At 64.6% G+C, this 22,808-nt stretch carries 21 protein-coding genes, 1 tRNA gene and 1 riboswitch; of the genes, 14 read left to right on the top strand and 8 right to left on the bottom strand.

Annotated features, from left to right (window positions below):
- Window positions 1-114: 114 nt before the first annotated feature.
- The 8 genes from MRBLSP13_RS15520 to gltB all read left to right on the top strand — a co-directional run bounded on the left by MRBLSP13_RS15520 (window position 115) and on the right by gltB (window position 11,403).
- Window positions 115-543, top strand: a complete 429-nt coding sequence (locus MRBLSP13_RS15520; RefSeq protein WP_133652712.1) for a hypothetical protein — start codon at window positions 115-117, stop codon at window positions 541-543.
- 84 nt (window positions 544-627) lie between these two features.
- The gene (locus MRBLSP13_RS15515; RefSeq protein WP_133652547.1) at window positions 628-1,527 is read left to right on the top strand and encodes a UTP--glucose-1-phosphate uridylyltransferase; all 900 of its coding nucleotides are present in this window, start codon (window positions 628-630) and stop codon (window positions 1,525-1,527) included.
- Between the two features lie 125 nt (window positions 1,528-1,652).
- A riboswitch (yybP-ykoY riboswitch) is annotated at window positions 1,653-1,769 on the top strand.
- A gap of 95 nt (window positions 1,770-1,864) precedes the next feature.
- Window positions 1,865-2,443 carry a TMEM165/GDT1 family protein gene (locus MRBLSP13_RS15510; RefSeq protein WP_363738385.1) on the top strand — a complete coding sequence of 193 codons (579 nt, stop codon included), beginning with the start codon at window positions 1,865-1,867 and terminating at the stop codon, window positions 2,441-2,443.
- A 97-nt stretch (window positions 2,444-2,540) separates the two neighbouring features.
- On the top strand, window positions 2,541-3,479 hold the full coding sequence (locus tag MRBLSP13_RS15505) for a complex I NDUFA9 subunit family protein (RefSeq protein WP_363755403.1): 939 nt from the start codon (window positions 2,541-2,543) through the stop codon (window positions 3,477-3,479).
- Between the two features lie 156 nt (window positions 3,480-3,635).
- Window positions 3,636-4,445: an undecaprenyl-diphosphate phosphatase gene (locus MRBLSP13_RS15500; protein ID WP_363755401.1), complete on the top strand. Its 810-nt coding sequence runs from the start codon at window positions 3,636-3,638 to the stop codon at window positions 4,443-4,445.
- 165 nt (window positions 4,446-4,610) lie between these two features.
- On the top strand, window positions 4,611-6,062 hold the full coding sequence (locus MRBLSP13_RS15495; protein WP_363755399.1) for an NAD(P)-dependent oxidoreductase: 1,452 nt from the start codon (window positions 4,611-4,613) through the stop codon (window positions 6,060-6,062).
- The gene (locus MRBLSP13_RS15490; protein ID WP_363738379.1) at window positions 6,062-6,778 is read left to right on the top strand and encodes a DUF2059 domain-containing protein; all 717 of its coding nucleotides are present in this window, start codon (window positions 6,062-6,064) and stop codon (window positions 6,776-6,778) included. The genes MRBLSP13_RS15495 and MRBLSP13_RS15490 overlap by 1 nt, the downstream gene beginning before the upstream one ends.
- Window positions 6,779-6,864: 86 nt before the next feature.
- The gene (gene gltB, locus MRBLSP13_RS15485) at window positions 6,865-11,403 is read left to right on the top strand and encodes a glutamate synthase large subunit (protein WP_363738377.1); all 4,539 of its coding nucleotides are present in this window, start codon (window positions 6,865-6,867) and stop codon (window positions 11,401-11,403) included.
- 22 nt (window positions 11,404-11,425) lie between these two features.
- Here the strand turns inward: gltB and MRBLSP13_RS15480 are convergent, their stop codons facing one another.
- Window positions 11,426-11,671, bottom strand: coding sequence for a hypothetical protein (locus tag MRBLSP13_RS15480; protein ID WP_363755397.1), 246 nt, complete (start codon window positions 11,669-11,671; stop codon window positions 11,426-11,428).
- A 370-nt stretch (window positions 11,672-12,041) separates the two neighbouring features.
- On the opposite strand from MRBLSP13_RS15480, the gene MRBLSP13_RS15475 reads away from it, so the two are divergent.
- Window positions 12,042-12,128 (top strand) — tRNA-Leu (locus MRBLSP13_RS15475).
- A gap of 292 nt (window positions 12,129-12,420) precedes the next feature.
- Here MRBLSP13_RS15475 and MRBLSP13_RS15470 read toward each other — a convergent pair.
- On the bottom strand, window positions 12,421-12,858 hold the full coding sequence (locus MRBLSP13_RS15470; RefSeq protein WP_363738373.1) for a winged helix-turn-helix transcriptional regulator: 438 nt from the start codon (window positions 12,856-12,858) through the stop codon (window positions 12,421-12,423).
- A 90-nt stretch (window positions 12,859-12,948) separates the two neighbouring features.
- On the opposite strand from MRBLSP13_RS15470, the gene MRBLSP13_RS15465 reads away from it, so the two are divergent.
- The 3 genes from MRBLSP13_RS15465 to MRBLSP13_RS15455 are packed head-to-tail and all read left to right on the top strand — an operon-like array spanning window position 12,949 to window position 15,579.
- A complete protein-coding gene (locus MRBLSP13_RS15465; protein WP_363738371.1) occupies window positions 12,949-13,761 on the top strand; it encodes an SDR family NAD(P)-dependent oxidoreductase in 813 nt (270 codons plus the stop codon).
- Window position 13,762: 1 nt separating this feature from the next.
- Window positions 13,763-15,352: a phytoene desaturase family protein gene (locus MRBLSP13_RS15460; protein WP_363738369.1), complete on the top strand. Its 1,590-nt coding sequence runs from the start codon at window positions 13,763-13,765 to the stop codon at window positions 15,350-15,352.
- The gene (locus MRBLSP13_RS15455) at window positions 15,349-15,579 is read left to right on the top strand and encodes a hypothetical protein (protein WP_363755395.1); all 231 of its coding nucleotides are present in this window, start codon (window positions 15,349-15,351) and stop codon (window positions 15,577-15,579) included. Before MRBLSP13_RS15460 ends, MRBLSP13_RS15455 begins: the two co-directional genes overlap by 4 nt.
- Window positions 15,580-15,611: 32 nt before the next feature.
- Here MRBLSP13_RS15455 and MRBLSP13_RS15450 read toward each other — a convergent pair whose 3' ends face one another.
- From MRBLSP13_RS15450 to hisD, 5 genes are all read right to left on the bottom strand, one after another.
- Window positions 15,612-15,902 carry an antibiotic biosynthesis monooxygenase family protein gene (locus MRBLSP13_RS15450; protein ID WP_363738365.1) on the bottom strand — a complete coding sequence of 97 codons (291 nt, stop codon included), beginning with the start codon at window positions 15,900-15,902 and terminating at the stop codon, window positions 15,612-15,614.
- Between the two features lie 175 nt (window positions 15,903-16,077).
- Window positions 16,078-16,545 carry a VOC family protein gene (locus MRBLSP13_RS15445; RefSeq protein WP_363738363.1) on the bottom strand — a complete coding sequence of 156 codons (468 nt, stop codon included), beginning with the start codon at window positions 16,543-16,545 and terminating at the stop codon, window positions 16,078-16,080.
- Complete coding sequence (locus MRBLSP13_RS15440; protein ID WP_363738361.1) at window positions 16,545-16,679, bottom strand: hypothetical protein; 135 nt, start codon at window positions 16,677-16,679, stop codon at window positions 16,545-16,547. The genes MRBLSP13_RS15445 and MRBLSP13_RS15440 overlap by 1 nt, the downstream gene beginning before the upstream one ends.
- Before the next feature lie 53 nt (window positions 16,680-16,732).
- Complete coding sequence (locus MRBLSP13_RS15435) at window positions 16,733-17,500, bottom strand: SDR family NAD(P)-dependent oxidoreductase (RefSeq protein WP_363738359.1); 768 nt, start codon at window positions 17,498-17,500, stop codon at window positions 16,733-16,735.
- Window positions 17,501-17,511: 11 nt separating this feature from the next.
- Window positions 17,512-18,843 (bottom strand): histidinol dehydrogenase, encoded by a 1,332-nt coding sequence (gene hisD / locus MRBLSP13_RS15430; protein WP_363738358.1) that lies wholly within the window; start codon window positions 18,841-18,843, stop codon window positions 17,512-17,514.
- Window positions 18,844-19,002: 159 nt separating this feature from the next.
- On the opposite strand from hisD, the gene MRBLSP13_RS15425 reads away from it, so the two are divergent.
- Window positions 19,003-19,947, top strand: coding sequence for a fumarylacetoacetate hydrolase family protein (locus MRBLSP13_RS15425; protein ID WP_363738356.1), 945 nt, complete (start codon window positions 19,003-19,005; stop codon window positions 19,945-19,947).
- A gap of 51 nt (window positions 19,948-19,998) precedes the next feature.
- Here MRBLSP13_RS15425 and MRBLSP13_RS15420 read toward each other — a convergent pair whose 3' ends face one another.
- On the bottom strand, window positions 19,999-21,198 hold the full coding sequence (locus MRBLSP13_RS15420) for an MFS transporter (RefSeq protein WP_363755393.1): 1,200 nt from the start codon (window positions 21,196-21,198) through the stop codon (window positions 19,999-20,001).
- A 359-nt stretch (window positions 21,199-21,557) separates the two neighbouring features.
- On the opposite strand from MRBLSP13_RS15420, the gene MRBLSP13_RS15415 reads away from it, so the two are divergent.
- The gene (locus MRBLSP13_RS15415; RefSeq protein WP_363755391.1) at window positions 21,558-22,664 is read left to right on the top strand and encodes a sigma-54 interaction domain-containing protein; all 1,107 of its coding nucleotides are present in this window, start codon (window positions 21,558-21,560) and stop codon (window positions 22,662-22,664) included.
- The last annotated feature ends 144 nt before the right edge of the window (window positions 22,665-22,808 follow it).

The raw sequence follows: 22,808 nt of genomic DNA, 5'->3' as shown, positions 1-22,808 counted from the left end.
GCGCCCCCCTAGCCTTTTGCGCTGCAAAACGGGCAGGCTTTCTTTCGAGCGGAAAGCATAACATGCCGGGGCGCGGATGAAGTGAACGTGGTTGCCGAAGTCAATTTGAGGGCAGTGTCGGATTATGCGCCGGAAGATGCGGCGCTTTTATGTGCGGTAGGTCGACTGGTCTGCGCCTGGACGATGCTGGAGCAGAGCCTGGAGGCGAAGATCGCGATGATGCGGGAAGCCATGGGGGATGTGCGGACCGTAGGTGCCCGGACCCGTCCGGGCATGACGAAGCTGATGACCGAAATGCGAACGATGGTGTCGATGCGGGACAGGCGCAATGCCAGCGCATTGATGGAAATATCGGATATCGAGCGCGACATGCAGAGGATCGACCGTTTCCGGTCGCTCATCATCGGCGGCTTTCAGCAGCCCGCGCCCGGCGGTTTCACATGCCGCGATGCGCGGAACAATCAGACGCATGTCTCGCTTGAGCAACTCGAAGCGGAAATTGCATCCCTCGAAAGGGTGGCGCAGCGCCTGCTGGCTGTCTGAAGGGGTTAAGTAATCTTCCATGCTTGATCTTTATGCGGCGGAGGGCGAAGCCTTTCGACGCGCCTAGCGAGAAACAGGAGCCTCATGTCCTATAAACCGATTCGCAAAGCCGTTTTCCCTGTCGCGGGTCTTGGCACGCGCTTCCTTCCGGCGACCAAGTCGGTGCCCAAGGAATTGCTGCCGGTCGTCGATCGGCCGCTGATCCAATATGCCGTCGACGAGGCGCGAGAGGCGGGGATCGAGCAGATGATCTTCGTGACCGGCCGCGGCAAGGGCGCGATCGAGGATTATTTCGACATGGCCTATGAGGCCGAGGCGACCCAGCGCGAGCGGGGCAAGGATCTTTCGGCGCTGGATGGCACCCGCCTGTCGCCCGGCAATGCGGTGTTCCTGCGCCAGCAGGAGCCGCTGGGCCTGGGCCACGCCATCTGGTGCGCGCGGGACATTGTCGGTGACGAGCCCTTCGCCATCCTGCTGCCCGACGAATTCATGAAGGGGACACCCGGCCGGGGATGCCTGAAGCAGATGGTCGATGCCTATGAAAAGGTCGGCGGCAATCTGGTCTGTGCGCTGGAAGTGCCGATGGCCGATACGCCGAGCTATGGGGTGATCGATCCGGGCCAGCGCGACGGCGCCCTGACCGAGGTGAAGGGATTGGTGGAAAAGCCCGCACCGGGTACGGCGCCGTCCAACCTGATCCTGCCGGGCCGCTACATCCTGCAGCCCGAAGTGATGAAGATCCTGGAGACGCAGGAGAAGGGCGCCGGCGGCGAGATTCAGCTGACCGATGCCATGGCGTCGATGATCGGTACCCAACCCTTCCATGGCGTGACGTTCGATGGCCGCCGTTTCGATTGCGGGTCGAAGGCGGGCTATATCGAGGCGAATCTCGCCTTGGCGCTGGATCGCGAAGATATGGGCGAACATATCCGCAAGTTCGCGCTGGCCGAACTGGGCGTCAGCGGGATCGCGGCCGCGGCCTGACAGGGCAGGAAAACGGCAGGATCAGGGAAGGCGCGGCGATGGGAGCCGCGCCTTGACCCGATCCTGCCCCTTGCGGAACAAGGCATCCGCCAGACCTTGCCTCTCCCCCCGAATTATCATAAGGCCCCGGCGTCATCTGGGGAGTAGCCAGCCGTTCCGAAGGGGACGGACCGTTCGTCAACATATTTGGCCGAGAGGTCGTGGCGGACGGGATGCAGGGGACTTTTGAGCCTCCCTGCATCGGGCGAGACCAATGGCATCATCCTCTCCGTCCGGCCGGGCGGGAGCGGATGGTGGCATTGTGTCTTTGTCTTTCGCCTGGCCCGGACAGATCCTGATGGAAGCATTTTTCACCTCCGCCGCACTCGTCGCCCTCGCCGAAATGGGGGACAAGACGCAATTGCTGGCGATGCTGCTCGCCACCCGCTTCCGCAAACCGGTGCCGATCATCGCGGGCATATTCGCAGCAACCCTTGCCAATCATTTCCTGGCCGCCCTGGTCGGCCATTCGGTCGCGGGCGTGTTGAAGGAAGCCTGGTTTCGCTATGCCGTGGCTGCGAGCTTCATCGCCATGGCGGCGTGGACGCTGATCCCCGACAAGATCGACGAGGACGAACCGTTGCGCGCGCCGTCGAAGGCGGGCGTGTTCCTGACGACGCTGGTCGCCTTCTTCCTGGTCGAAATGGGTGACAAGACGCAGGTCGCGACCGTGATGCTCGGCGCGCGGTTCGACAATGTGCTGGCGGTGACGGCCGGCACGACGATGGGCATGATGATCGCCAATGTCCCTGCCGTGCTGTTCGGCGAAGCATTGGCGAAGAAGGTGCCGATGCGCGCGCTCCAGATCGGGGCGGCCCTTCTGTTCCTGGGACTGGGCCTGTGGATGATTGCTGATTTGCAGGGCTGGATCGGGTAAAGCAGTTGTCAGCGGGCGGCGGCTGTTGCAAGGGGATGGCGTACGCGTCCCCTCGAAAAAGGGGATGCGCAGGATCATTCCCTTTGAACAGACAGGCATGGGACGCGTGATGAAGGACAGTCTGGTTACGGTGTTCGGCGGCGGCGGCTTTCTGGGCCGGCAGGTCGCCCAGGCGCTCCTGGCGCGTGGCGCGCGGGTGCGCGTGGCGCAGCGCGATCTGTCGACCGCCCTGCGCGTCAAGCCGCTGGGCGCCCTGGGCCAGACCCAGTTCGTCGCGGCCGACATCCGCAAGCCCGAAAGCGTCGCCCGCGCCGTTGCCGGCAGCGACATCGTCATCAATCTGGTGGGCGTGCTGTCCGGCGATTTCCAGGGTTCCCATCATGACGGCGCGGCGAACGTCGCCAGGGCGGCGGCGGAAGCGGGCGTCCGGGCGCTCGTCCACGTCTCCGCCATTGGCGCGGACGCGCAGAGCCCGTCCGCCTATGGCCGGTCGAAGGCCGAGGGCGAAGCGGCGGTCAAGGCGGCCTTCCCCCATGCGACCATCCTGCGCCCCTCGATCATTTTCGGGCCGGAAGACCAGTTCCTCAATCGCTTTGCGGAGATCATCCGCATCGCCCCCGTGGTGCCAGTGATCGCCGCCGACACCCGGTTCCAGCCGGTCTATGTCACGGACGTGGCGCAGGCCGTCGCCAATGCCGCCGGGAATCCCGGTGAATATGGCGGCAAGACCTATGAACTGGGCGGGCCGCAAAGCTATACGATGCGGGAACTCAACGCCTGGATCGCCAGGGCCATCGGCCGGGAGCGCAGCCTGTGCGCCGTTCCCGCCTCTGTCGCCTCGTTGATCGCCATGCTGCCGGGCGGCCCGATCACGCAGGACCAATTGTCCATGCTGGCCAGGGATAATGTCGTCGCGCCCGGCGCGGAGGGACTTGCCGAACTGGGCGTCGCGGCCACGCCGATGGCGGCCGTCGCGGAGAAATGGCTGGTCCGTTACCGCAAGCATGGCCGCTTTGCCGGCCGTGCTCAGGCCTGATCGGTCGCAATCCGATCAGGCGGGCCGACATGGGACCGCGACAGGCCGTCTTGCACGGGCCATTCGCTTCTGCACAATGGATGCCACGTTCCTGACGCCCTTCCCCGTTCGGGGGAGGGCTTTCCCCTGCTTGCCCCATAAGGATCTCATCCGCCCATGGACCTGCATTATCTGACAGTCATCCTGCTTGGCATCGTCGAGGGGTTGACCGAGTTCCTGCCCGTATCCTCGACCGGCCATCTGATCCTGGCCAGCGAATTGCTGGGCTATGATGCGTCGACATGGGCGATGTTCAACGTCATCATCCAGTTGGGCGCGATCCTGGCGGTGGTGGTGCTTTACTGGCGTACATTCTGGGCAGTGGGCATGGGACTGCTGCGCCGGGAACCGACAAGCTGGCGCTTCCTGCGCAATCTGCTGGTAGCCTTCATCCCGGCGGCGATCATTGGCCTGGCGCTGCATGATCATATCGAACAGTTGCTGGGCGCGCCGAAGGTCGTCGCCTGGGCGCTGATCGCCGGCGGCGTCGCGATCCTGGCGATCGAGCGGATGGTGAGGGAAAACCGCTTTCACGGCATAGCCGACATTCCTCTCCTCCGCGTGGTCGGCATCGGCCTGATCCAGTGCATGGCCATGATCCCCGGCATCAGCCGTTCGGGCGCGACGATCATGGGCGCGCTGACGCTGGGGGTGGAACGGCGCACAGCGGCGGAATTCAGCTTCTTCCTCGCCATCCCGACCATGTTGGGGGCATCGACATTGGAACTGCTGAAGAATGGCGACAAGCTGACATCGGCGGCGGTGGGATGGGACAGCATCGCTCTGGGCTTCTTCGTGTCCTTCATCGTCGCCCTGCTAGTCATCAAATGGTTCGTCGGGCTGGTGTCGCGGCACGGCTTCGCGCCATTTGCCTGGTATCGAATCGTCGCCGGAATCGCCGCCCTGGCGTGGCTTTCCCTAAGATAGGTCCAAATCGGCCATATTAAGCGCAAGATTATTTCAGGCTTGGGTGCATTCCAGCGCGTTTTTCCCATAAATATGTCATCTGTGCTGACCTAATTCGTAGAATCCACGTGACTCTGCGGGTTTTTCTGCTATGCGCACCCTGCAAATTCTTTTCAGGGACTCATCATGGCAGACAATCCAATGCTGAAATTCGTGGGAACGGGCCAGGCCTATCCCGAGAAGCGTTCGGCCGACGATCGCGCCGACGACTTCCTGGAAATCAGCCGCAGCTTCATCCTGGACAGGGCGGAGGAACAGGCGTCGCGCTGCTCGCAATGCGGCGTGCCCTATTGCTCGACCCATTGCCCGCTGCACAACCATATTCCCGACTGGCTGCGCCTGACCGCCGAAGGCCGCCTGCGCGAAGCCTATGAACTCAGCAACCTGACCAGCACCATGCCGGAAATCTGCGGCCGCATCTGCCCGCAGGACCGCCTTTGCGAGGGCAATTGCGTCATCGAATTTTCCGGCCATGGTTCGGTCACTATCGGTTCGGTCGAAAAGTTCATCACTGATACGGCCTGGAAGGAAGGCTGGGTCGAGCCGCTCGTGCCCGGCGCGTCGCTGGGGCAGTCGGTCGGCGTCATCGGCGCGGGTCCGGCGGGCCTCACCACGGCGGAATATCTGCGCGTCGCGGGCTATGATGTCCATGTCTACGACCGCCACGACCGCGCCGGCGGCCTGCTGACCTACGGCATTCCCGGCTTCAAGCTGGAGAAGGACGTCGTCATGCGCCGGATCCAGCGCCTGAAGGATGGCGGCATCGTCTTCCATGAAAGCTTCGAGGTCGGCCGCGACGCGACCATGGAGGAACTGCGCAGCCGTCACGACGCCATCCTGATCGCGACCGGCGTGTACAAGCCGCGCGACATCAAGGCGCCGGGCGTCGGTGCGCCGGGCGTGGTCAAGGCGCTCGATTTCCTCATCGCCTCCAACAAGGCCGGCTTCGGCGACGCCGTGCCGGAGCATGAGGACGGTTCGCTCCACGCCAATGGCAAGAAGGTCGTCGTTATCGGCGGCGGCGACACGGCGATGGATTGCGTCCGCACGGCGGTCCGCCAGGGAGCGACTTCGGTCAAGTGCCTCTACCGCCGCGACCGCGACAATATGCCCGGATCGCAGCGTGAAGTCGCCAATGCGGAGGAGGAAGGCGTGGAGTTCGTCTGGCTCTCCGCCCCCATCGCCTTCGAAGGCACCGACCACGTGACCGGCGTCAAGGTGACGAAGATGCGCCTCGGCCAGCCCGACGCATCGGGCCGCCGCGCCCCGGAACCCGATCCGGGCACGGAGCATGTGCTGGAGGCCGATCTGGTGATCAAGGCGCTGGGTTATGATCCGGAAGAACTGCCCAGGCTGTTCGGTGCGGAAGACCTGTCCGTCACCCGCTGGGGCACGCTGCGCGTCGATCACAAGACGATGATGACCAGCATGGACGGCGTGTTCGCGGCGGGCGACATCGTGCGCGGCGCCTCGCTGGTGGTCTGGGCGATCCGCGACGGCCGCGACGTGACCGAACATATGCACCGCTACCTGAAGGCGAAGGCCAAGGCGGCGGCCGGGGAAAGGGTAGCCGCCTGATGCGCGCCGCCTTCCTCCTCCTGCTGGCGACCCCGATCGCTGCACAGGCCCAGGCCCAGGCACAGGTTGCCGCGGCGGCGGTCCAGCCTGTGGACCCGGCACTGCTGGCCAAGGCTCAGCCGATCGCCTCCATCATCTTGCCCGACGGCACCATGGAAAGGATGATGGGGCCGATGATGCAGAAGATGATGGGACCAATGATGGACGGCATGACCCGAATGCCCATCCGCGAATTCCTGAAGATGGGTGGCCTCGATCCGGAAAAGGCCGATAGCCTGGGTAAAGGCACGGTCGAGGAAATGATGGCGATCATCGACCCCAATTTCCGCAAGCGGATGGACGTGATGGTCAACAGCATGATGCCGGCCATGGGTCGCTTCATGGGACGCTATGAACCGGACATGCGGGAAGGCATGGCAGAGGCCTTCGCCTATCGCTACAGCGCGGCCGAACTGGACCAGATCAGCGCCTTCCTGAAAACGCCCGTCGGCGCCAAATTCGGTGCGGGCTTCATGGAGCTGGCCACGGACCCGCATTATATTGGCCGAATGCAGAAGATCATGCCTGAAATGATGCAGGCCATGCCGGAGATCATGAAATCCTCCGCGGAACAACTCGCCAAGCTGCCCAAGCCGCGAACCTATAATGATCTGACGAAGGCCGAACGCGAGCGTCTCACCGCGTTGATCGGCGCGGACGCGAAGAAGGCCAACTGACAATAGCGCCGGCCCCGCCGGCAACCAACGGAATGACAGCGGCCGTACCCAGGAACAGGGACGGCCACATGCAAGGGTAAGTCATCATGACCGACACCAATTTCATGGCCAGCCCCGAAGAGCGCGCACGGATCGCGGCCGAGGGCATGTATCATCCCCAGATGGAAGGCGACGCCTGCGGCGTCGGCCTGGTCGCCGCGACCGACGGTCGCGCCAGCCGGCGCGTGGTCGCCAGCGCGATCGACGCGCTGAAGGCCGTGTGGCACCGCGGTGCCGTTGACGCCGACGGCAAGACCGGGGACGGCGCGGGCATCCATGTGGACCTGCCGGTACGATTCTTCGACGATGCGATCGCGGATTCGGGTCACAAGCCGCTGCCCAACCGCCTTGCCGTCGGCATGATCTTCCTGCCGCGCACCGACCTCAGCGCTCAGGAAACCTGCCGCACCATCGTCGAGAGCGAGATCATCGAGGCGGGCTACACCATCTATGGCTGGCGCCAGGTGCCGGTCGACGTTTCCGTCATCGGGGAAAAGGCGCAGCGCACCCGTCCCGAAATCGAGCAGATCATGATCGCCGGCCCCATGCCGGAGGAACGCGATCAGGCCGAGTTCGAAAAGGACCTCTACCTGATCCGCCGCCGGATCGAAAAGAAGGTGATCGCCGCGCAGATCCAGGACTTCTACATCTGTTCGCTCTCCTGCCGGTCGATCATCTACAAGGGGCTGTTCCTCGCCGAATCGCTGTCGGTCTTCTATCCTGACCTGCAGGACGAGCGGTTCGAGAGCCGGGTCGCGATCTTCCACCAACGCTATTCGACCAACACTTTCCCGCAATGGTGGCTGGCCCAGCCGTTCCGCACGCTCGCCCATAATGGCGAGATCAACACGATCCGCGGCAACAAGAACTGGATGAAGAGCCACGAGATCAAGATGGCGTCGCTGGCCTTCGGAGATCACTCCGAAGACATCAAGCCCGTGATCCCGGCCGGCGCTTCCGACACCGCCGCGCTGGATGCGGTGTTCGAGGCGATCTGCCGCTCCGGCCGCGATGCCCCGACGGCAAAGCTCATGCTCGTCCCCGAAGCCTGGCAGTCGGCCGACGCCGAACTGCCGCAGGCGCATTCGGACATGTATGAATATCTCGCCTCCGTCATGGAGCCGTGGGACGGCCCCGCCGCGCTGGCGATGACCGACGGCCGCTGGGTCGTGGCCGGCGTCGACCGCAACGCGCTGCGCCCGCTGCGCTACACGCTCACCGGCGACAATCTGCTGATCGTCGGTTCCGAAACCGGCATGGTCGTCGTGCCCGAAACCACCATCGTCCGGAAGGGCCGCATGGGTCCGGGCCAGATGATCGCCGTAGACCTGCAGGAAGGCGTGATCTTCGACGACCGGGAGATCAAGGACCAGATTGCGGGCGAGCGCCCTTATTCGGAACTGATCAAGGACTTCATGACGGTCAATGATCTGAGCGAGGCGCCGTCCGCCCTGCCCGCCTGGGACAAGGCCGAACTGACGCGCCGCCAGGTCGCCGCCAATCTGACGCTGGAGGATATGGAGCTGATCCTCGCCCCCATGGTCGAGGATGCGAAGGAAGCGGTCGGCTCCATGGGCGACGACACGCCGCTGGCGGTCATTTCCGACAAGCCACGCACGATCAGCCATTTCTTCCGCCAGAATTTCAGCCAGGTCACCAACCCGCCGATCGATCCGTTGCGGGAACGGTATGTCATGAGCCTGAAGACGCGCTTCTCCAACCTGCACAACATATTGGAGCAGGAAGCGCAGAACAGCCATGTGCTGGTGCTGGATTCGCCGGTGCTGACCTCGACCGAATGGGCGAAGCTGAAGAGCCATTTCGGTCCGGCTGTCGCGGAAATCGACTGCACCTTCCCGGCCGAAGGCGGGCAGGAACAGCTTCGCGCCGCCATCGCCCGCATCCGCGAAGAAGCGGAGCAGGCCGTGCGCGAGGGCCGCACCGAAATCTTCCTGACCGACGAGCATGTCAGCGCCGGCCGCGTCGCCATCGCCGGCGTGCTGGCGGCGGCGGCCGTGCACACCCATCTCGTCCGCAAGGGGTTGCGCAGCTATGCGTCGATCAACGTGCGCTGCGCCGAAGCGCTCGACACCCATTATTTCGCGGTGCTGATCGGCGTCGGCGCGACCACGGTGAACGCCTATCTGGCCGAGGCGAGCATCGCGGACCGCCATGCCCGTGGCCTGTTCGGCGACCTGTCGCTGGAGGCCTGTTTCGAACGCTACCGCATCGCCATCAATGAAGGCTTGCTGAAGATCATGTCCAAAATGGGCATCGCGGTCATCAGCAGCTATCGCGGCGGCTATAATTTCGAAGCTGTGGGTCTGTCGCGTGCACTGGTCAACGATCTCTTCCCCGGCATGCCCGCGAAGATTTCGGGCGAGGGCTATCAATCGCTCCATTATAGCGCGAAGATGCGCCATGACGCCGCCTATGACGGTGCCGTGGTGCGCCTGCCGGTCGGCGGCTTCTACCGTCAGCGCAACGGGGGCGAGACGCATGCCTATTCGGCGCAGCTGATGCACCTGTTGCAGACCTCGGTCGCGACGGACAGCTATTCGACCTATCTGCAATTCTCGCGCGGCGTGCGCGACCTGCCGCCGGTCTATCTGCGTGACCTGCTGGAGTTCAACTTCGCCCGCGAGGCCGTGCCGATCGACGAGGTCGAGGCGACCACGGAGATCCGCAAGCGCTTCGTGACGCCGGGCATGTCGCTGGGCGCGCTCTCTCCGGAAGCGCATGAGACGCTGGCGATCGCAATGAACCGGATCGGCGCCAAGGCCGTGTCGGGCGAAGGCGGCGAGGATGCGAACCGCTTCAAGCCCTATGACAATGGCGACAACGCCAATTCGGTGATCAAGCAGATCGCGTCGGGCCGCTTCGGCGTCCATGCCGAATATCTGGGCAGCGCCGAGGAAATCGAGATCAAGGTCGCGCAGGGCGCCAAGCCCGGCGAGGGTGGACAGCTCCCCGGTTTCAAGGTGACCGAGTTCATCGCGAAGCTGCGCCATGCGACGCCCGGCGTGACGCTGATCTCGCCGCCGCCGCACCATGACATCTATTCGATCGAGGATCTCGCGCAGCTCATCTACGACTGCAAGATGATCAACCCGCGCGCGCGGGTCTGCGTGAAGCTGGTCAGCCAGGCGGGCATCGGCACCGTCGCGGCGGGCGTGGCGAAGGCGCATGCCGACGTCATCCTGGTCGCGGGGCATGTCGGCGGCACCGGCGCCTCGCCGCAGACGTCGGTCAAATATGCGGGCACTCCCTGGGAAATGGGGCTTTCCGAAGCCAATCAGGTGCTGACCCTGAACGGCCTGCGCCATCGCGTGAAGCTGCGCACCGACGGCGGCCTCAAGACCGGCCGCGACATCGTGATCGCGGCGATCCTGGGCGCCGAGGAGTTCGGCATCGGCACGCTGTCGCTGGTCGCGATGGGTTGCATCATGGTGCGCCAGTGCCACAGCAACACCTGCCCGGTCGGCGTCTGCGTGCAGGATGAGCGCCTGCGCGAAAAGTTCACCGGCACGCCGGAAAAGGTCATCAACCTCATGACCTTCATCGCGGAGGAGGTGCGCGAGATACTGGCGCGTCTGGGCTATCGCAGCCTGGACGAGGTGATCGGCAGGACCGAACTGCTGAAGCAGGTCAATCGCGGCGCGGAGCATCTGGACGATCTCGACCTCAACCCGATCCTGGCCAAGGTGGATGCGCCGGACGATCAGCGCCGTTTCAGCCTGACCGAATGGCGCAACCCGGTGCCGGACAGCCTTGATGCGCAGATGATGAAGGACGCCCGCGCCGTGTTCGAACGCGGCGAGAAGATGCAGCTCACCTATACGGTGCGCAACACGCATCGCGCCGTCGGCACCCGCCTGTCGGCCGCCGTGACCGAGAAGTTCGGCATGTCGACGCTGGCGGACGGGCACCTTACCGTGCGGCTGCGCGGTTCGGCCGGCCAGTCGCTGGGCGCCTTCCTGTGCAAGGGCATCAAGCTGGAAGTGTTCGGCGATGCCAATGACTATGTCGGCAAGGGCCTGTCGGGCGGCATCATCACGGTGCGCACCACCGTATCCTCGCCGCTGTCGAGCAAGGACAACACGATCATCGGCAACACCGTCCTCTATGGCGCGACCAGCGGCAAGCTGTTCGCGGCGGGCCAGGCCGGGGAACGCTTCGCCGTGCGCAATTCGGGCGCACAGGTGGTGGTCGAAGGCTGCGGCGCGAACGGATGCGAATATATGACCGGCGGCACCGCAGTCATATTGGGCAGGACCGGGGCGAATTTCGGTGCGGGCATGACCGGCGGCATGGCCTTCATCCTGGATGAAGATGGCAGCTTCCCGACACGGGCCAATCCGGAAAGCATCCTCTGGCAGCGGCTGGAAAGTGCGCATTGGGAAGCGGAGCTGAAGGCCCTGGTCGCCCAGCATGCCGTGGCGACCGACAGCAAATGGTCAAACACGATCCTGGACGACTGGGATCGCTGGCGCCGTTATTTCTGGCAGATCTGCCCGAAGGAGATGGTGAGCCGCCTCGCCCATCCGTTGAGCGATGCTCCGGCGGAAGTTGTGGCCGCCGAATAAAGGGCAGTCCGGCAGAACGGCATCAATATGACATGGCAACGTCCGCCGGGGCATCCTCGGCGGACGTTCTGTCTCCGGCGGCCTGGGCGATCTTCACCCCATGCGGGCCGCCGTCGCTTGATCCACCATCAAGCCCCTCCAGGGATACAGACGACGCCCCTCCGGCCTGTGGCGGTTCAGGGACGGCCTCGCCCAGGTCATACCGCGCCTCATCATGGCGGACATCAGGATCGTTCGACCCGTTCCAGTTTGCCAGGTCTGCCGCCATTTGCCGATCGGCCAGCGTGGGGCCGCATCCCTTGCAATCAACGACCGCAGGGCCAGTCAGACCGGCAGGATCAGAAAGGCTATCCTGCGGCATCGCGGCTTGCGGCAATGGCGTTTCCAGCGCGGCCCGCGGCGACGTCGTGGCATATAGGCCCAGCCCATAGCCCCCGGTGAGGGCCGTCGCCGCGCATGCACATGAAAATAACCAGAAGCGCGCGGACATGAGCAGCCCTTCCTCTATTCGTCACTCGCTCCCCGACTTTCTCCGGGCAAAACAACGCAAATGAAGATCGGTTGTTGCATGAGGAAAAAGCCTTTGCTAAGGGCCGCCTCCTACCAAGGCACCGGCCCCGCCGGTTCCCGGAAAATGTGCGGTCGTGGCGGAATTGGTAGACGCGCAACGTTGAGGTCGTTGTGGCCGAAAGGCCGTGGAAGTTCGAGTCTTCTCGACCGCACCATTCCATCTTGAAAATCTCCCTCCTCCCCCCCCCCTCAAGGGGCCCGTTGGTGGTTTACGGTGTGATCGCCCTTGTGCACGATCTCGCCCGGCTAGATGCGCTCGGTCATCGCGTCCCGCGAACCCGTCGCGATCGATCGCACTGGATCAAGGTCGAATATCGGATGAACCACGTCCGGGGATGACCTGCGCGCCTCTCCCCTAGCGTATTTTCAAGTTGACCGTTTACGGTCGACGGCTGGGAAAATGCGGCCTCAAAAGACTGAGCGATTTCCACTCAAAGTGAAATCGCTCTAGTCGTCAGCCGCGTCGAAGGCTGCACGCGCCATGCGGATCGCCTCCTCGTTCGCGTTCACCCAGTAAATCAGCCGTCGCGTCTCTCCGTGCAGCGCCGCGCCCAGCCCGGTAAGCGCATAGCTCACCTTCGGCGGCACGTCGGCGCTTACGCTGCGCGCCACGAAGCCGTCGCGTTCGAGCGCGCGCAGCTTCAGGGTCAATATCCGCTGTGAAATTGCCTGCTCGGCCGAGAGCGTCGCCAGCAGCCGCCTGAGTTCGGCCTGGCGCAGCTCGCCCGTGGCGAGCACCAGCAGGATCAGGGTCGACCAGCGGTCGCCCAGCAGGCCCATGACCTCACGCACCGGGGCGTCCCGCGCCGTGCCGTGCCGTGCCATTTCCTGGGCCAGGCTGGCCAGGCCCGGACGGTCCGGAGTATCGCTGCACCCGTTGGTCATGATGTGCCCTGGGCACAAAAAAGTGCCGTCTTCCCTCTGTTCGCGGATACATTATGCCGCCTGCCGGGAAGGTCAACGAATTGGGAGAGCATGATGGCCGAAGATGCCATTCGTCTTGACGGCAAGGTGGCGATCGTGACCGGCGGCGCCGGGGGCATCGGCTCGGCCACCGCACGGCTGCTCGCGCGGCGCGGCGCCAGCGTGGCGATCGCCGATATCGCGTTGGATCCGGCTCGCTCCTTGGCCGCCGGAATTCCCGGTGCCATCGCCGTGTCCCTCGACCTTGAGAGCGAAGCCTCGATCGAGGCGATGATCGCCGAGGTTGTCGCAAGGTTCGGCCGTATCGACGTGCTCCACAACAACGCCGCCCTGCTCGGCCCCGATATCGCCCGGGCCGACGGTGACATAGAGCACATGGCGACGGCCCTCTGGGACCGGACCTACGCCGTCAACGTGCGCGGCACGATGATCGCCTGCCGCGCCGCCCTGCCCCATCTGCGCGGCACCCGCGGCAATATCGTCAACATGGTCAGCAACCTCGCCCTGCAGGGCCATCTGATCCAGTCGGCCTATTCCTCGTCCAAGGCTGCGATCATCCAGTTGACCCGCGCCATCGCCGCCAGCCACGGCAAGGCCGGCATACGCTGCAACGCGGTCGCCCCCGGCATGACCATGACCCCGGCCCTGCGCGAGGCCTTTCCCCCTGCCCTGCGCCGGACGGTCGAGGATGAAACCCTGCGAGATCAACTCGGCGAGGCAGAGGACATTGCCGAGGTCGTGGGATTCCTCGTTTCGGATGCGGCCCGCCACGTCACCGGTCAGGTGCTGGTGGCCGATGGTGGCTGCGCCAGCCATGTTCCGGGCCTCGCGGGCTTCCGCTCCTTCCTGTCCGGAGAACATTGAAATGAGCCCTTACGACATCGTCGTCATGGGCGCGGGCCACAATGGCCTCGTCGCCGCCGCCTACATGGCCAAGGCGGGCAAGAAGGTGCTCGTCCTCGAACGCAAACCCCATTATGGCGGCGGCGTTTCCACCCGCGAATTGCTTCACCCCGGCTTCTGGCACGACGAACACTCGAACGTGCACATCATGATCCAGGGCAACCCGATGCTGCGGGAGGACGAGCTGGGGCTGCTGTCGAGGTTCGGCCTGGAATATATCTACCCCGACCTGATCCATGTGAGCATCTGGGATGATGGCACGGTCATCCGCTCCTACAAGGATCTCGACAAGACCTGCGAGGAACTGGCGCGGATCTGCGGCCCGAAGGACGCGGAAGCCTACCGCCGGTTCGTCCAGATGAGCCAGACCGCACTGCCCATGCTGGTCAGCGGTCTCTACAGCCCGCCCTTCCCGATGGGCGCTTTCGTGGCGATGATGGACCAGTCCGACGAGGGCCGCTTCCTCCTCGACCTGATGCAGCGTACCGCGCTCGACATTGTCGACGCCTATTTCGACAGCGAACTGCTCAAGCTCCACATCGTCCGCATGGTGACCGAGAACCTGCAGATGCCGGACGAGCTCGGCACCGGCATGGGCGCCTTCGTCATGCCCGGCATCGTCCACAGCTATGGCTGCTCGATGCCCAAAGGAGGCTCCGGCCAGCTCTCCCACGCCCTCGTCCGCGCGATCGAGCATTTCGGCGGCGAGGTGCGCTGCAATGCCGAGGTCAGGCGCGTCATCGTCTCAGGCGGCAAGGCTGTCGGCCTCGAACTCGTGGACGGCGAGACCTTCATGGCCAGGGACGGCGTGATCGGCGCGATTCATCCCCACGTCCTGCGCAAGTTCGTGGGCGAAACGCCCGAACCCGTGCTCCAGCGGGCCGAGCGCGTGACCCAATCGACTTTCTCGATCAATCTCACCCATATGACGCTCAAGGAGCGGCTTCGGCTCAAGGTCGGCAACGACTGCAACGCGATGATGACCGAGCTGATGGATTTCTACACTGTGCGCGACATGAGCCTCGAATATGACAAGCTGCGCCGGGGGGAGGTCAGCTCGCGTCTCGTCGCGGGTGGCGACAACACGATCTTCGATCCTTCCCGCGCCCCTGAAGGAGCCGGCCTGTTCTACGGCGTCAACTTCGCCCCCTATAATCTCTGGCCGGGCGGCCCCGCCTCGTGGGACGAACGCAAGGAGGAGATCGCCGACAAGGCTCTCGCCCAGTATCGCAAGTTCTACGTCAACCTCACCGACGAGAACATTACCGGCCGCCTCATCCGCTCGCCGATCGACCACGAGCGCGACAGCCCGGCCAGCTTCGTGCGCGGCGACATCCACGGCTGCGCGCCGTTCTTCTACCAGTCCGCCGGCCACCGCCCGACGCCCGACCTCGGAAGCTTGCGCGTGCCCGGGATCGAGGGTCTCTATCTTGTCGGCCCCTTCATGCACCCAGGGGGCGGCGTGTTCGGCGCGGGCCGCGCCACGGCCATCCAGATGATGGACGACATGGGGATCGACTACGACAAGGTCTGCGGAAGGGCCGTCCAGTGAGCAATGCAGCCAAGCCTCCGGTGGCGAGGATTCTCGACGCCAACGACAAGGAACTCATGGCGATCCGCAAGCTTGAGCGCGACGGCAACACGCTGGTCGTGCGCGGCAAGATCTTCGGCGCCATGCCCATGGTGGCCAAGCTCACGCCGGGCGAGGCCCGCGCCGCGCTCAGGCTGCTGGATTTCCGGACAATCCTGTTCCTGCTGACCCTGCTATTTCGAAAATGAGGCGATATCCAGGAGCGCTGGAGCCACGGTGATCAGATGACCGTAGCGACATGCTCCACGCTGGGGGGCTCGACGAAGAACGGCCCGGCCAGTGCCCGCCAATGCTGGAAGCCCTGGCTTTCGCGGAAATCGACCATGTGCGCCTCGACGCTTTCCCAGCCGACCACCAGCCGATAACGCTCGGGATGCTCGATCGACCGCTGCAGGGCGAAGGAGAGGAAACCCGTGGCGCCTTCGAAAAAGGGCCGCGCCGCAGCAACCGCCGCCTCGAACTCGGCGCTGCGCGTAGGGTCGATCGTCAGCGTTGCAATCTCATATATCATGCTGGGTCTTTCACAGGCTGGGTTTTGCTCAAGTCCATTTCGCCGTCAGCTCGATGCTGCTTCCGATCGGAAACTCGTCGCGCACCGCCAGCCCTGCCGGGCCAAGCTCGCGCGTCCGCCGTTGCGCGGTCGGCATAGCGCTCGAACTCGGCTGCGACCTTGGGTTCAGCGAAGATCATCCAGCCCTGATCACCGGGCCGGTCGCCGCTGTCAAGCGACCACCACCCGGCCCCGGCTGCTGGGAGCCATCCTCGACAAATTCGATCAAATTGCCCGCGCAGTCGCGGATGAAACAACCCTTGCCAAAGGCTTCGCGCACGACAAACGCGATGTCGGCTCCCTTCTCCGTCATCTCGGCCAGAAATGCCTCGATATCCTCGACCCGGAAGGCCACATGCTTGTTGCCGTGGACCAGCAGGTCGCGCAGCGGAGAGCGCCGGTCCTCCGGCAGCGACGCCGCCCCCTCCACCTCGAACAGCTCGAATCGCAGCGGCCCCTTGCGCACCATGGCGGTGTGGCTGCGCGCCGCCTCGATCCAGAACCGCTTCTCCAGTTCGAAGCCGAGTACGCGTCCATACCATTTGATGGCCTCGTCAAGGCTGGGTACGGATACTCCTCCGTGATGAAAGGTGAACTCCGCCATCAGCCCATCTCCGCAAGGGTTTCGGCCCGCCAGTCGGTCATGCAGTCGCGCATGCCGATGCCGCGCCCGCGCGCCGGACGGCGGCGCTTGCCCGGCTCGGGATCATTGCCGACGCAGACCAGGGCCAGGTTCATGCCAGGATTCCACATGCAGTTTCGGAAAAGCATTCGAACATGAGGATTTCTTCCTAGTCGGCGGTCCAACCGGCATCGACCACCATGCTGGTGCCGGTCATGAAGGCGGAGGCGTCGGAAGCGAGGTAGAGGACGGCTCCCATGAGGTCCTCGACCCGGCCGATGCGGCCGAGCTTGATCTTGGTGAGGACATTGGCCCTGAACACGGCATCGGCGAACATCGGGGCGGTCATCGGCGTCTCGATGAAAGTCGGTGCGATGGTGTTGGAGCGGATGGCATGGGGGGCAAGGTCGAGCGCAAAGCTCTTGTTCATGCCCTCAAGCGCCCACTTCGACGCGCAGTAGAGGCTGCGGTTGGGTCCGCCGACATGGCCCATCTGGGACCCCATGTGGATGAGGCTGCCGTGCGTTGCCGTCTCGATCATCCGTTTCGCGCAGGCCTGCGCGACAAAGAAGGCGGCCTTGAGGTTGAGGCCAAGGACGGCGTCATAATCTTCTTCGGTCACGTCCCATATCGGCTTGGGCCGGTTGGTCCCGGCGTTGTTGACAAGGACGTGGAAGGGCTCGCGCGCGGCGAAGAAGGTCTCAACGGCGGCAAGGTCCGAGACGTCGAGCACCGCCGCCTCCGCCGTGCCACCGGCGGCACGAATGGCCTGGGCAGCTTCCCCGATCTCGCCAGCGGAACGGGCAGCAAGCGTGACCACCGCGCCCGCCTGCGCCAGTGCCGCGGCGCACGCAAGGCCGATACCGCGCCCCGCCCCGGTGACGAGGGCGCGGCGATGGTCGAGGCGAAAGCTGGGAGTCTGGGGGAGAGCGGTCATGCCCCCGGTCCTCACGCCCGTGTCAGTTCGCTTGGTTCGACCTGCCCGGCATAGGGCACGTTCCTGCCGCCGAAACGGCGGACCCGGATGTTGGCCTGCTCGCCATGGCCAGCGAAGCCCTCAAGCGCACAGAGGCGGCTGCAATATTCGCCGATGAGCGTGCTTGCCTCGTCGGTCAGAACCTTCTGGTAGGTGCAGGTCTTGATGAACTTGCCGACCCACAGGCCGCCGGTATAGCGGGCCGCCTTCTTCGTCGGCAGGGTGTGGTTGGTGCCGATAGCCTTGTCGCCATAGGACACGTTGGTGCGGCTGCCCAGGAACAGCGCGCCGTAATTGGTCATGTTGGCCAGGAAGTAGTCTGGGTCGGCGGTCATCACCTGGACATGCTCGCTCGCGATCTCATCGGCGATGTCGACCATCTCCTCGTAGCTTTCGGCCACGATCACCTCGCCGAAGGCCTCCCACGCCTTGCGGGCATGGTCGGCGGTGGGGAGGATATTCAGCAGGCGCTCGATCTCTCCCATCGTCTCGCGGGCGAATTTCTCGCTGTTGGTGAGCAGCACGCCCGGGCTGTCGGGTCCGTGCTCGACCTGTCCCAGGATGTCGGTCGCGGCCATTTCAGGGTCGCAGCCAAGCTCGTCGGCAATGATGAGGGTCTCGGTCGGACCGGCGAAGAGGTCGATGCCGACGCGGCCGTAGAGCTGACGCTTGGCTTCGGCCACGAAGGCGTTGCCGGGACCTACAAGGATATCGACAGGGTCGATCGTCCCGGTACCCAGGGCCATCGCCCCGATCGCCTGGATGCCCCCGAGCGCATAGATCGCATCGGCCCCGGCGAGCGCCTGCGCGGCGACAATAGCCAGCGCCGGCTTGCCCTGGAACGGCGGAGCGCAGGTGATGACGCGCGGCACGCCGGCGATCCTGGCGGTGATCACGCTCATATGGGCCGAGGCGAGCAGAGGATATTTGCCACCCGGCACGTAGCACCCGGCATTCTGGATGGGCAGGTGCTTGTGGCCAAGCACGACGCCGGGCAGAGTCTCGACCTCGACGTCCTTCATCGAATCGCGCTGGACCTGCGCAAAGTTCCTGACCTGGGCCTGGGCGAAGTCGATGTCCTTGCGCTCCTGAGGGGTGAGGCTGTCGACCGCCGCGTCGATCTCGGCCTGGCTCAGGCGATAGTCCTCTCTGTCCCAGCCGTCGAATTTGACGCTCATCTCGCGCACGGCCACATCGCCGCGCGCCTCGATATCCGCCAGTGCCGCCTCGACAATATCGCGCACCTTGCGGTCCGCGTCTGCCTTCGCTTCCGCGCTCGCTCCGCGCTTGAGCCAGATCGCCATCGAATACTCCGAAGATATGATTGCGGCACGGATCAATGCCGCTAGCTCCGTCGACCGACCATCACATTGTATCGATGCGAGCGTATCGACCAAATGCCTTTGGCCTCGTCTGCGCGGTCCGATAATCCGACGTCGAGATAATCGGGAGACCCTTCCACCATGCGCCTTGCCACGCTTCGCAACGGAACCGCCGACGGCCGCCTGGTCGTCGTTTCGCCCGATGCGGCGCACTGCGCCGCTGCGCCGGTCCGGTGCCTGCAGGAAGCCCTGGAGAATTGGGAGATGATCGAGCCGGAGATGGCCGCGATCACCGACTTCCCCGAAGCGCTGGACCTGGCCCATGTGCTCGCCCCGCTGCCCCGCGCCTGGCAGTGGCTCGACGGCTCGGTCTATCCCAGCCATGGCGAACTGATGGACAAAGCGCTCGGCATCGAGCCGTTCAAGCCCGACTGGCCGCTGATGTACCAGGGCGTTTCGGACACCTTTCACGCACCCCTAGCCGAGGTGCCGATGGCAAGCGAGGAACTCGGCATCGATTTCGAGGGCGAATTCGGCGTGATCACCGACGCCGTGCCGATGGGCACGTCCGCCGAGGAGGCCGGCAGGCACATCAGGCTCGTCGTCCAGATCAATGACTGGTCGCTGCGCAAGCTCGCCGGGCCGGAGATGAAGTCGGGCTTCGGCTGGATCCAGGCCAAGCCGCCCTGCGGCATGGCACCCTTTGCCGTCACGCCTGAAGAACTCGGCCTGGCCTGGCGCAAAGGCCGCCCGGCGATGAACCTGTTCGTCCAGTGGAACGGCAAGCAGTTCGGCAATGCCGATGGCGAACAGATGGCCTATGGCTTCGACGAGCTCGTGGCCCACGCCGCCCGCACCCGCAATCTCGTCGCGGGAACGGTGATCGGCTCGGGCACGGTGTCGAATCCCAATTTCCGCGAGGTCGGCTCATCCTGCATCGCTGAACGGCGGGGCATCGAAATCGTCGACACAGGCGCGGCCATCACCGAGTTCATGCATTACGGCGACACTGTCCGCATGGAGGCGGTGTGTCGCGACGGACGCTCTCCCTTCGGCGTGCTCGAACAGACGGTGGTCAGGGCCTGAACGAAGGTCTCTCCGGCGGCAAGAGCGCCGCCCCTTCGGTCGCCGGGCCGCTCAGGCATGGACCATGGCAGAGTCTTTGCGCAGCCGCGCGAACAGGCTCAGCGCCGCGCCCACCAGCGCCGCCGCGGCGAGGACGCCGAAGGCCCCGCGCAATCCGCCCGTGTGGCTCCCCGCCACCGTCACCACCACCGGGCAGAGGAATTGCCCGACCGAGAACGCGCCGGTCCACAATCCCGCGCCGCGGCTGCGGACCTCGAACGGCAGTCCGCTGATCGCCCAAACCAGCAGCGAGGGCAACAGCATGCCGGCGCCGAGCTGGTTGATGAAGCACCCGGCAAGAAAGCCCGCCGGCGCACCAGAGCGACTCATCAGCAGGAAGCCGATCGCAAGCAGCGTGAACTCGATCAGCAGCAGGCTCGCGATCGGCAGCTTCGATCCCACGCGCGAATAGACATATGTGCCCACCGGCACCCCGATGCTGGCGAGCGAAGTGAGGAAGCCGATCCGCGCCGGATCGGTGATGCCGAACTGGGTCAAACCGATCGGGGACTGGATCTGCGCGGTGTAGAACAGCACGGACCCGAACACGGTGATCGCAATGATCCCGCTCATTCGCAACCACGGGAAACCGGCCGAACTGGCGTCGCGCTGGGCAATTTCCGCATCCGGGGAGTCGCGCCGTGCCGGTTCCCAGGTGAATAGCAGCACCAGCACGAACATCAGCAGCGCCGAACCATAGACCCAGAATGGCGCGCGCCAGCCGAACCGGCCCAGGAAACCGCCGACGTTCAGGAACAGAAGAGCGGATATCGAGGCCATGGCTGTCTGCCCTGCCAGCCAGCGGTCACGCGCGGGGCCTTCGAAATAGTCGCCGATCATCGTCGTGCTCAGCACCATGATCATCGCTTCAGCCATGCCGACCGCCACGCGTGACACGATGATCCAGCCAAGATCGCTCAGGAAGACCGGCGCGATGCCCACCACCGCATAAACGAGAAAAGCCGCCAGGAGCAGCCGCCTGCGACCGAACCGATCCCCCAATATTCCCGCCATCGGTGAAAACAGCGCAACGCACAGCGCCGGCACCGTCAGCACCATCGGCACCCAATATTCGTGATGCTCAACGCTGGCGAATTCCTGGAGCAACGCCGGCAGGTTGGGCGCCAGCAACACGATCGCCATTGCCGACAAGGTGATCGGCAGGAGCAGCGAGATCCCTGTGGCAAATCCCGCCCGTTGATGCGTGGTCATATCTTCTCCCGCCTTGAGGCCATGTCTTGTGGCAAGTTCCCCAGCCCTGACGCATTAGACTGCCGTGGCCCATCGATCCAAACGATGGTGTAGGATCGTGCACATCCATGAGAAGGGATCGGAAAACCTGTCGAAGGGCAGATTGTTCGACGCCATGCCAAGCGGAGGCGTCGAGCGGCACCGGGTGGTCAGGAAGGGCGCACGGCGAAGGCATCGCGCGTGGTGATGGTGTGGCGAGCGGAACTGATGCGCCCGCTCTGACCGCCGCGTTGAAAGCTCAACTAGGCTCGCAAGTCTATTTTCTACCAAAACAGAAGACAATATGCTGCTATCCTGGGCACGCCAGAGATGGAGGACCAATGAGGAACAGTTCGCATAGCAGCGCCGGAAGCCGGACCGACGTCGGTCTGGTGGCAGCAGCGAATGACGATGGCCGCCCCCTGCTGGCCTATGACTGCGATCAGCATCACGCCGTCGGGCCCCGCGCCCGCGCCCTGATCTTCAACGATCCGCGATCGCGCGCACTCCTGCCACTGATCGCACGAGTGGCGCCCAGCGACGCCAATGTGCTGATCATGGGCGAGACCGGCACCGGCAAGGAACTGGTCGCACGCTATGTCCACAGCCTCAGCGATCGGGCGCACGCGCCCTTCGTCGCGGTCAATTGCGGCGCCTTTTCCGAATCGCTGATCGAGGGTGAACTGTTCGGCTATGAAAAGGGCGCCTTCACCGGGGCGAACGTCGCGCGGCCCGGCTGGTTCGAGGCCGCCAATGGCGGGACACTGTTCCTCGACGAACTGGGCGACCTGTCGCTGCCGCTGCAGGTGAAGCTGCTGCGTGTCCTTCAGGAGCGGGAAGTCGTCCGGCTGGGATCGCGCAAGGCGGTGCCGCTCAACGTCCGGGTGATCGCCGCCACCAATGTCGAACTGCAGCAGGCGGTGAATGAGGGCCGCTTTCGATCCGACCTCTTCTACCGCCTTCAGGTCGTGGCCATCCCCCTGCTCCCGCTACGCGAACGGCGAGCGGACATCCTGCCGCTGGCGCGCCATTTCCTCGAGCAATATGGGAAGCGAGCAGGCGCCAGCCGGCTGGAGTTGAGCGCGGCGGCCGAAGAGGCGCTGTTCCAGCATGGCTGGCCCGGCAACATCCGCGAGTTGGAAAATGCGATCCACCGCGCCACGCTGATCTGTGAGGATGGCCGGATCCGGCCTGCCGATCTCGGGCTGGGCGACCTTGTGGGCGCCAGCGATCCGGGCGCCGATCCCGCCTCGCTGGAGGAGGCGGTTCGTCCCCTCATCGGCCGGCTGCTGAAGGGCGACCATGATCAGTTGCTAGACCGGCTGGTCGCGTTCACCGTGACCGAGGCGTTTCGCCTGTCGAGCGAAAATCAGATCAAGACGGCCGCGGCGCTGGGCATTAGCCGCAATGTGGTGCGGACCCATCTCAAGAATCTCGATCTGATCTGACGATCCCGCTTCGGCCGATCCCCGCCCCCATCCGCCAGACCGATGGCATGATCGCCATCGCTGCCCGCGCAGAGGCGAGCCGGCCAGGCTTGACGGTCTCACCTGACGCTGATTCTCGTCTGTCCGGGTTTCGCAATATGCAAG

Source organism: Sphingobium sp. LSP13-1-1.1, from assembly GCF_040676415.1.
Classification (GTDB): Bacteria; Pseudomonadota; Alphaproteobacteria; order Sphingomonadales; family Sphingomonadaceae; genus Sphingobium.
The sequence above is the reverse complement of the archived record's forward strand: the minus strand, read 5'-3'. Positions and strand labels throughout refer to the sequence as shown.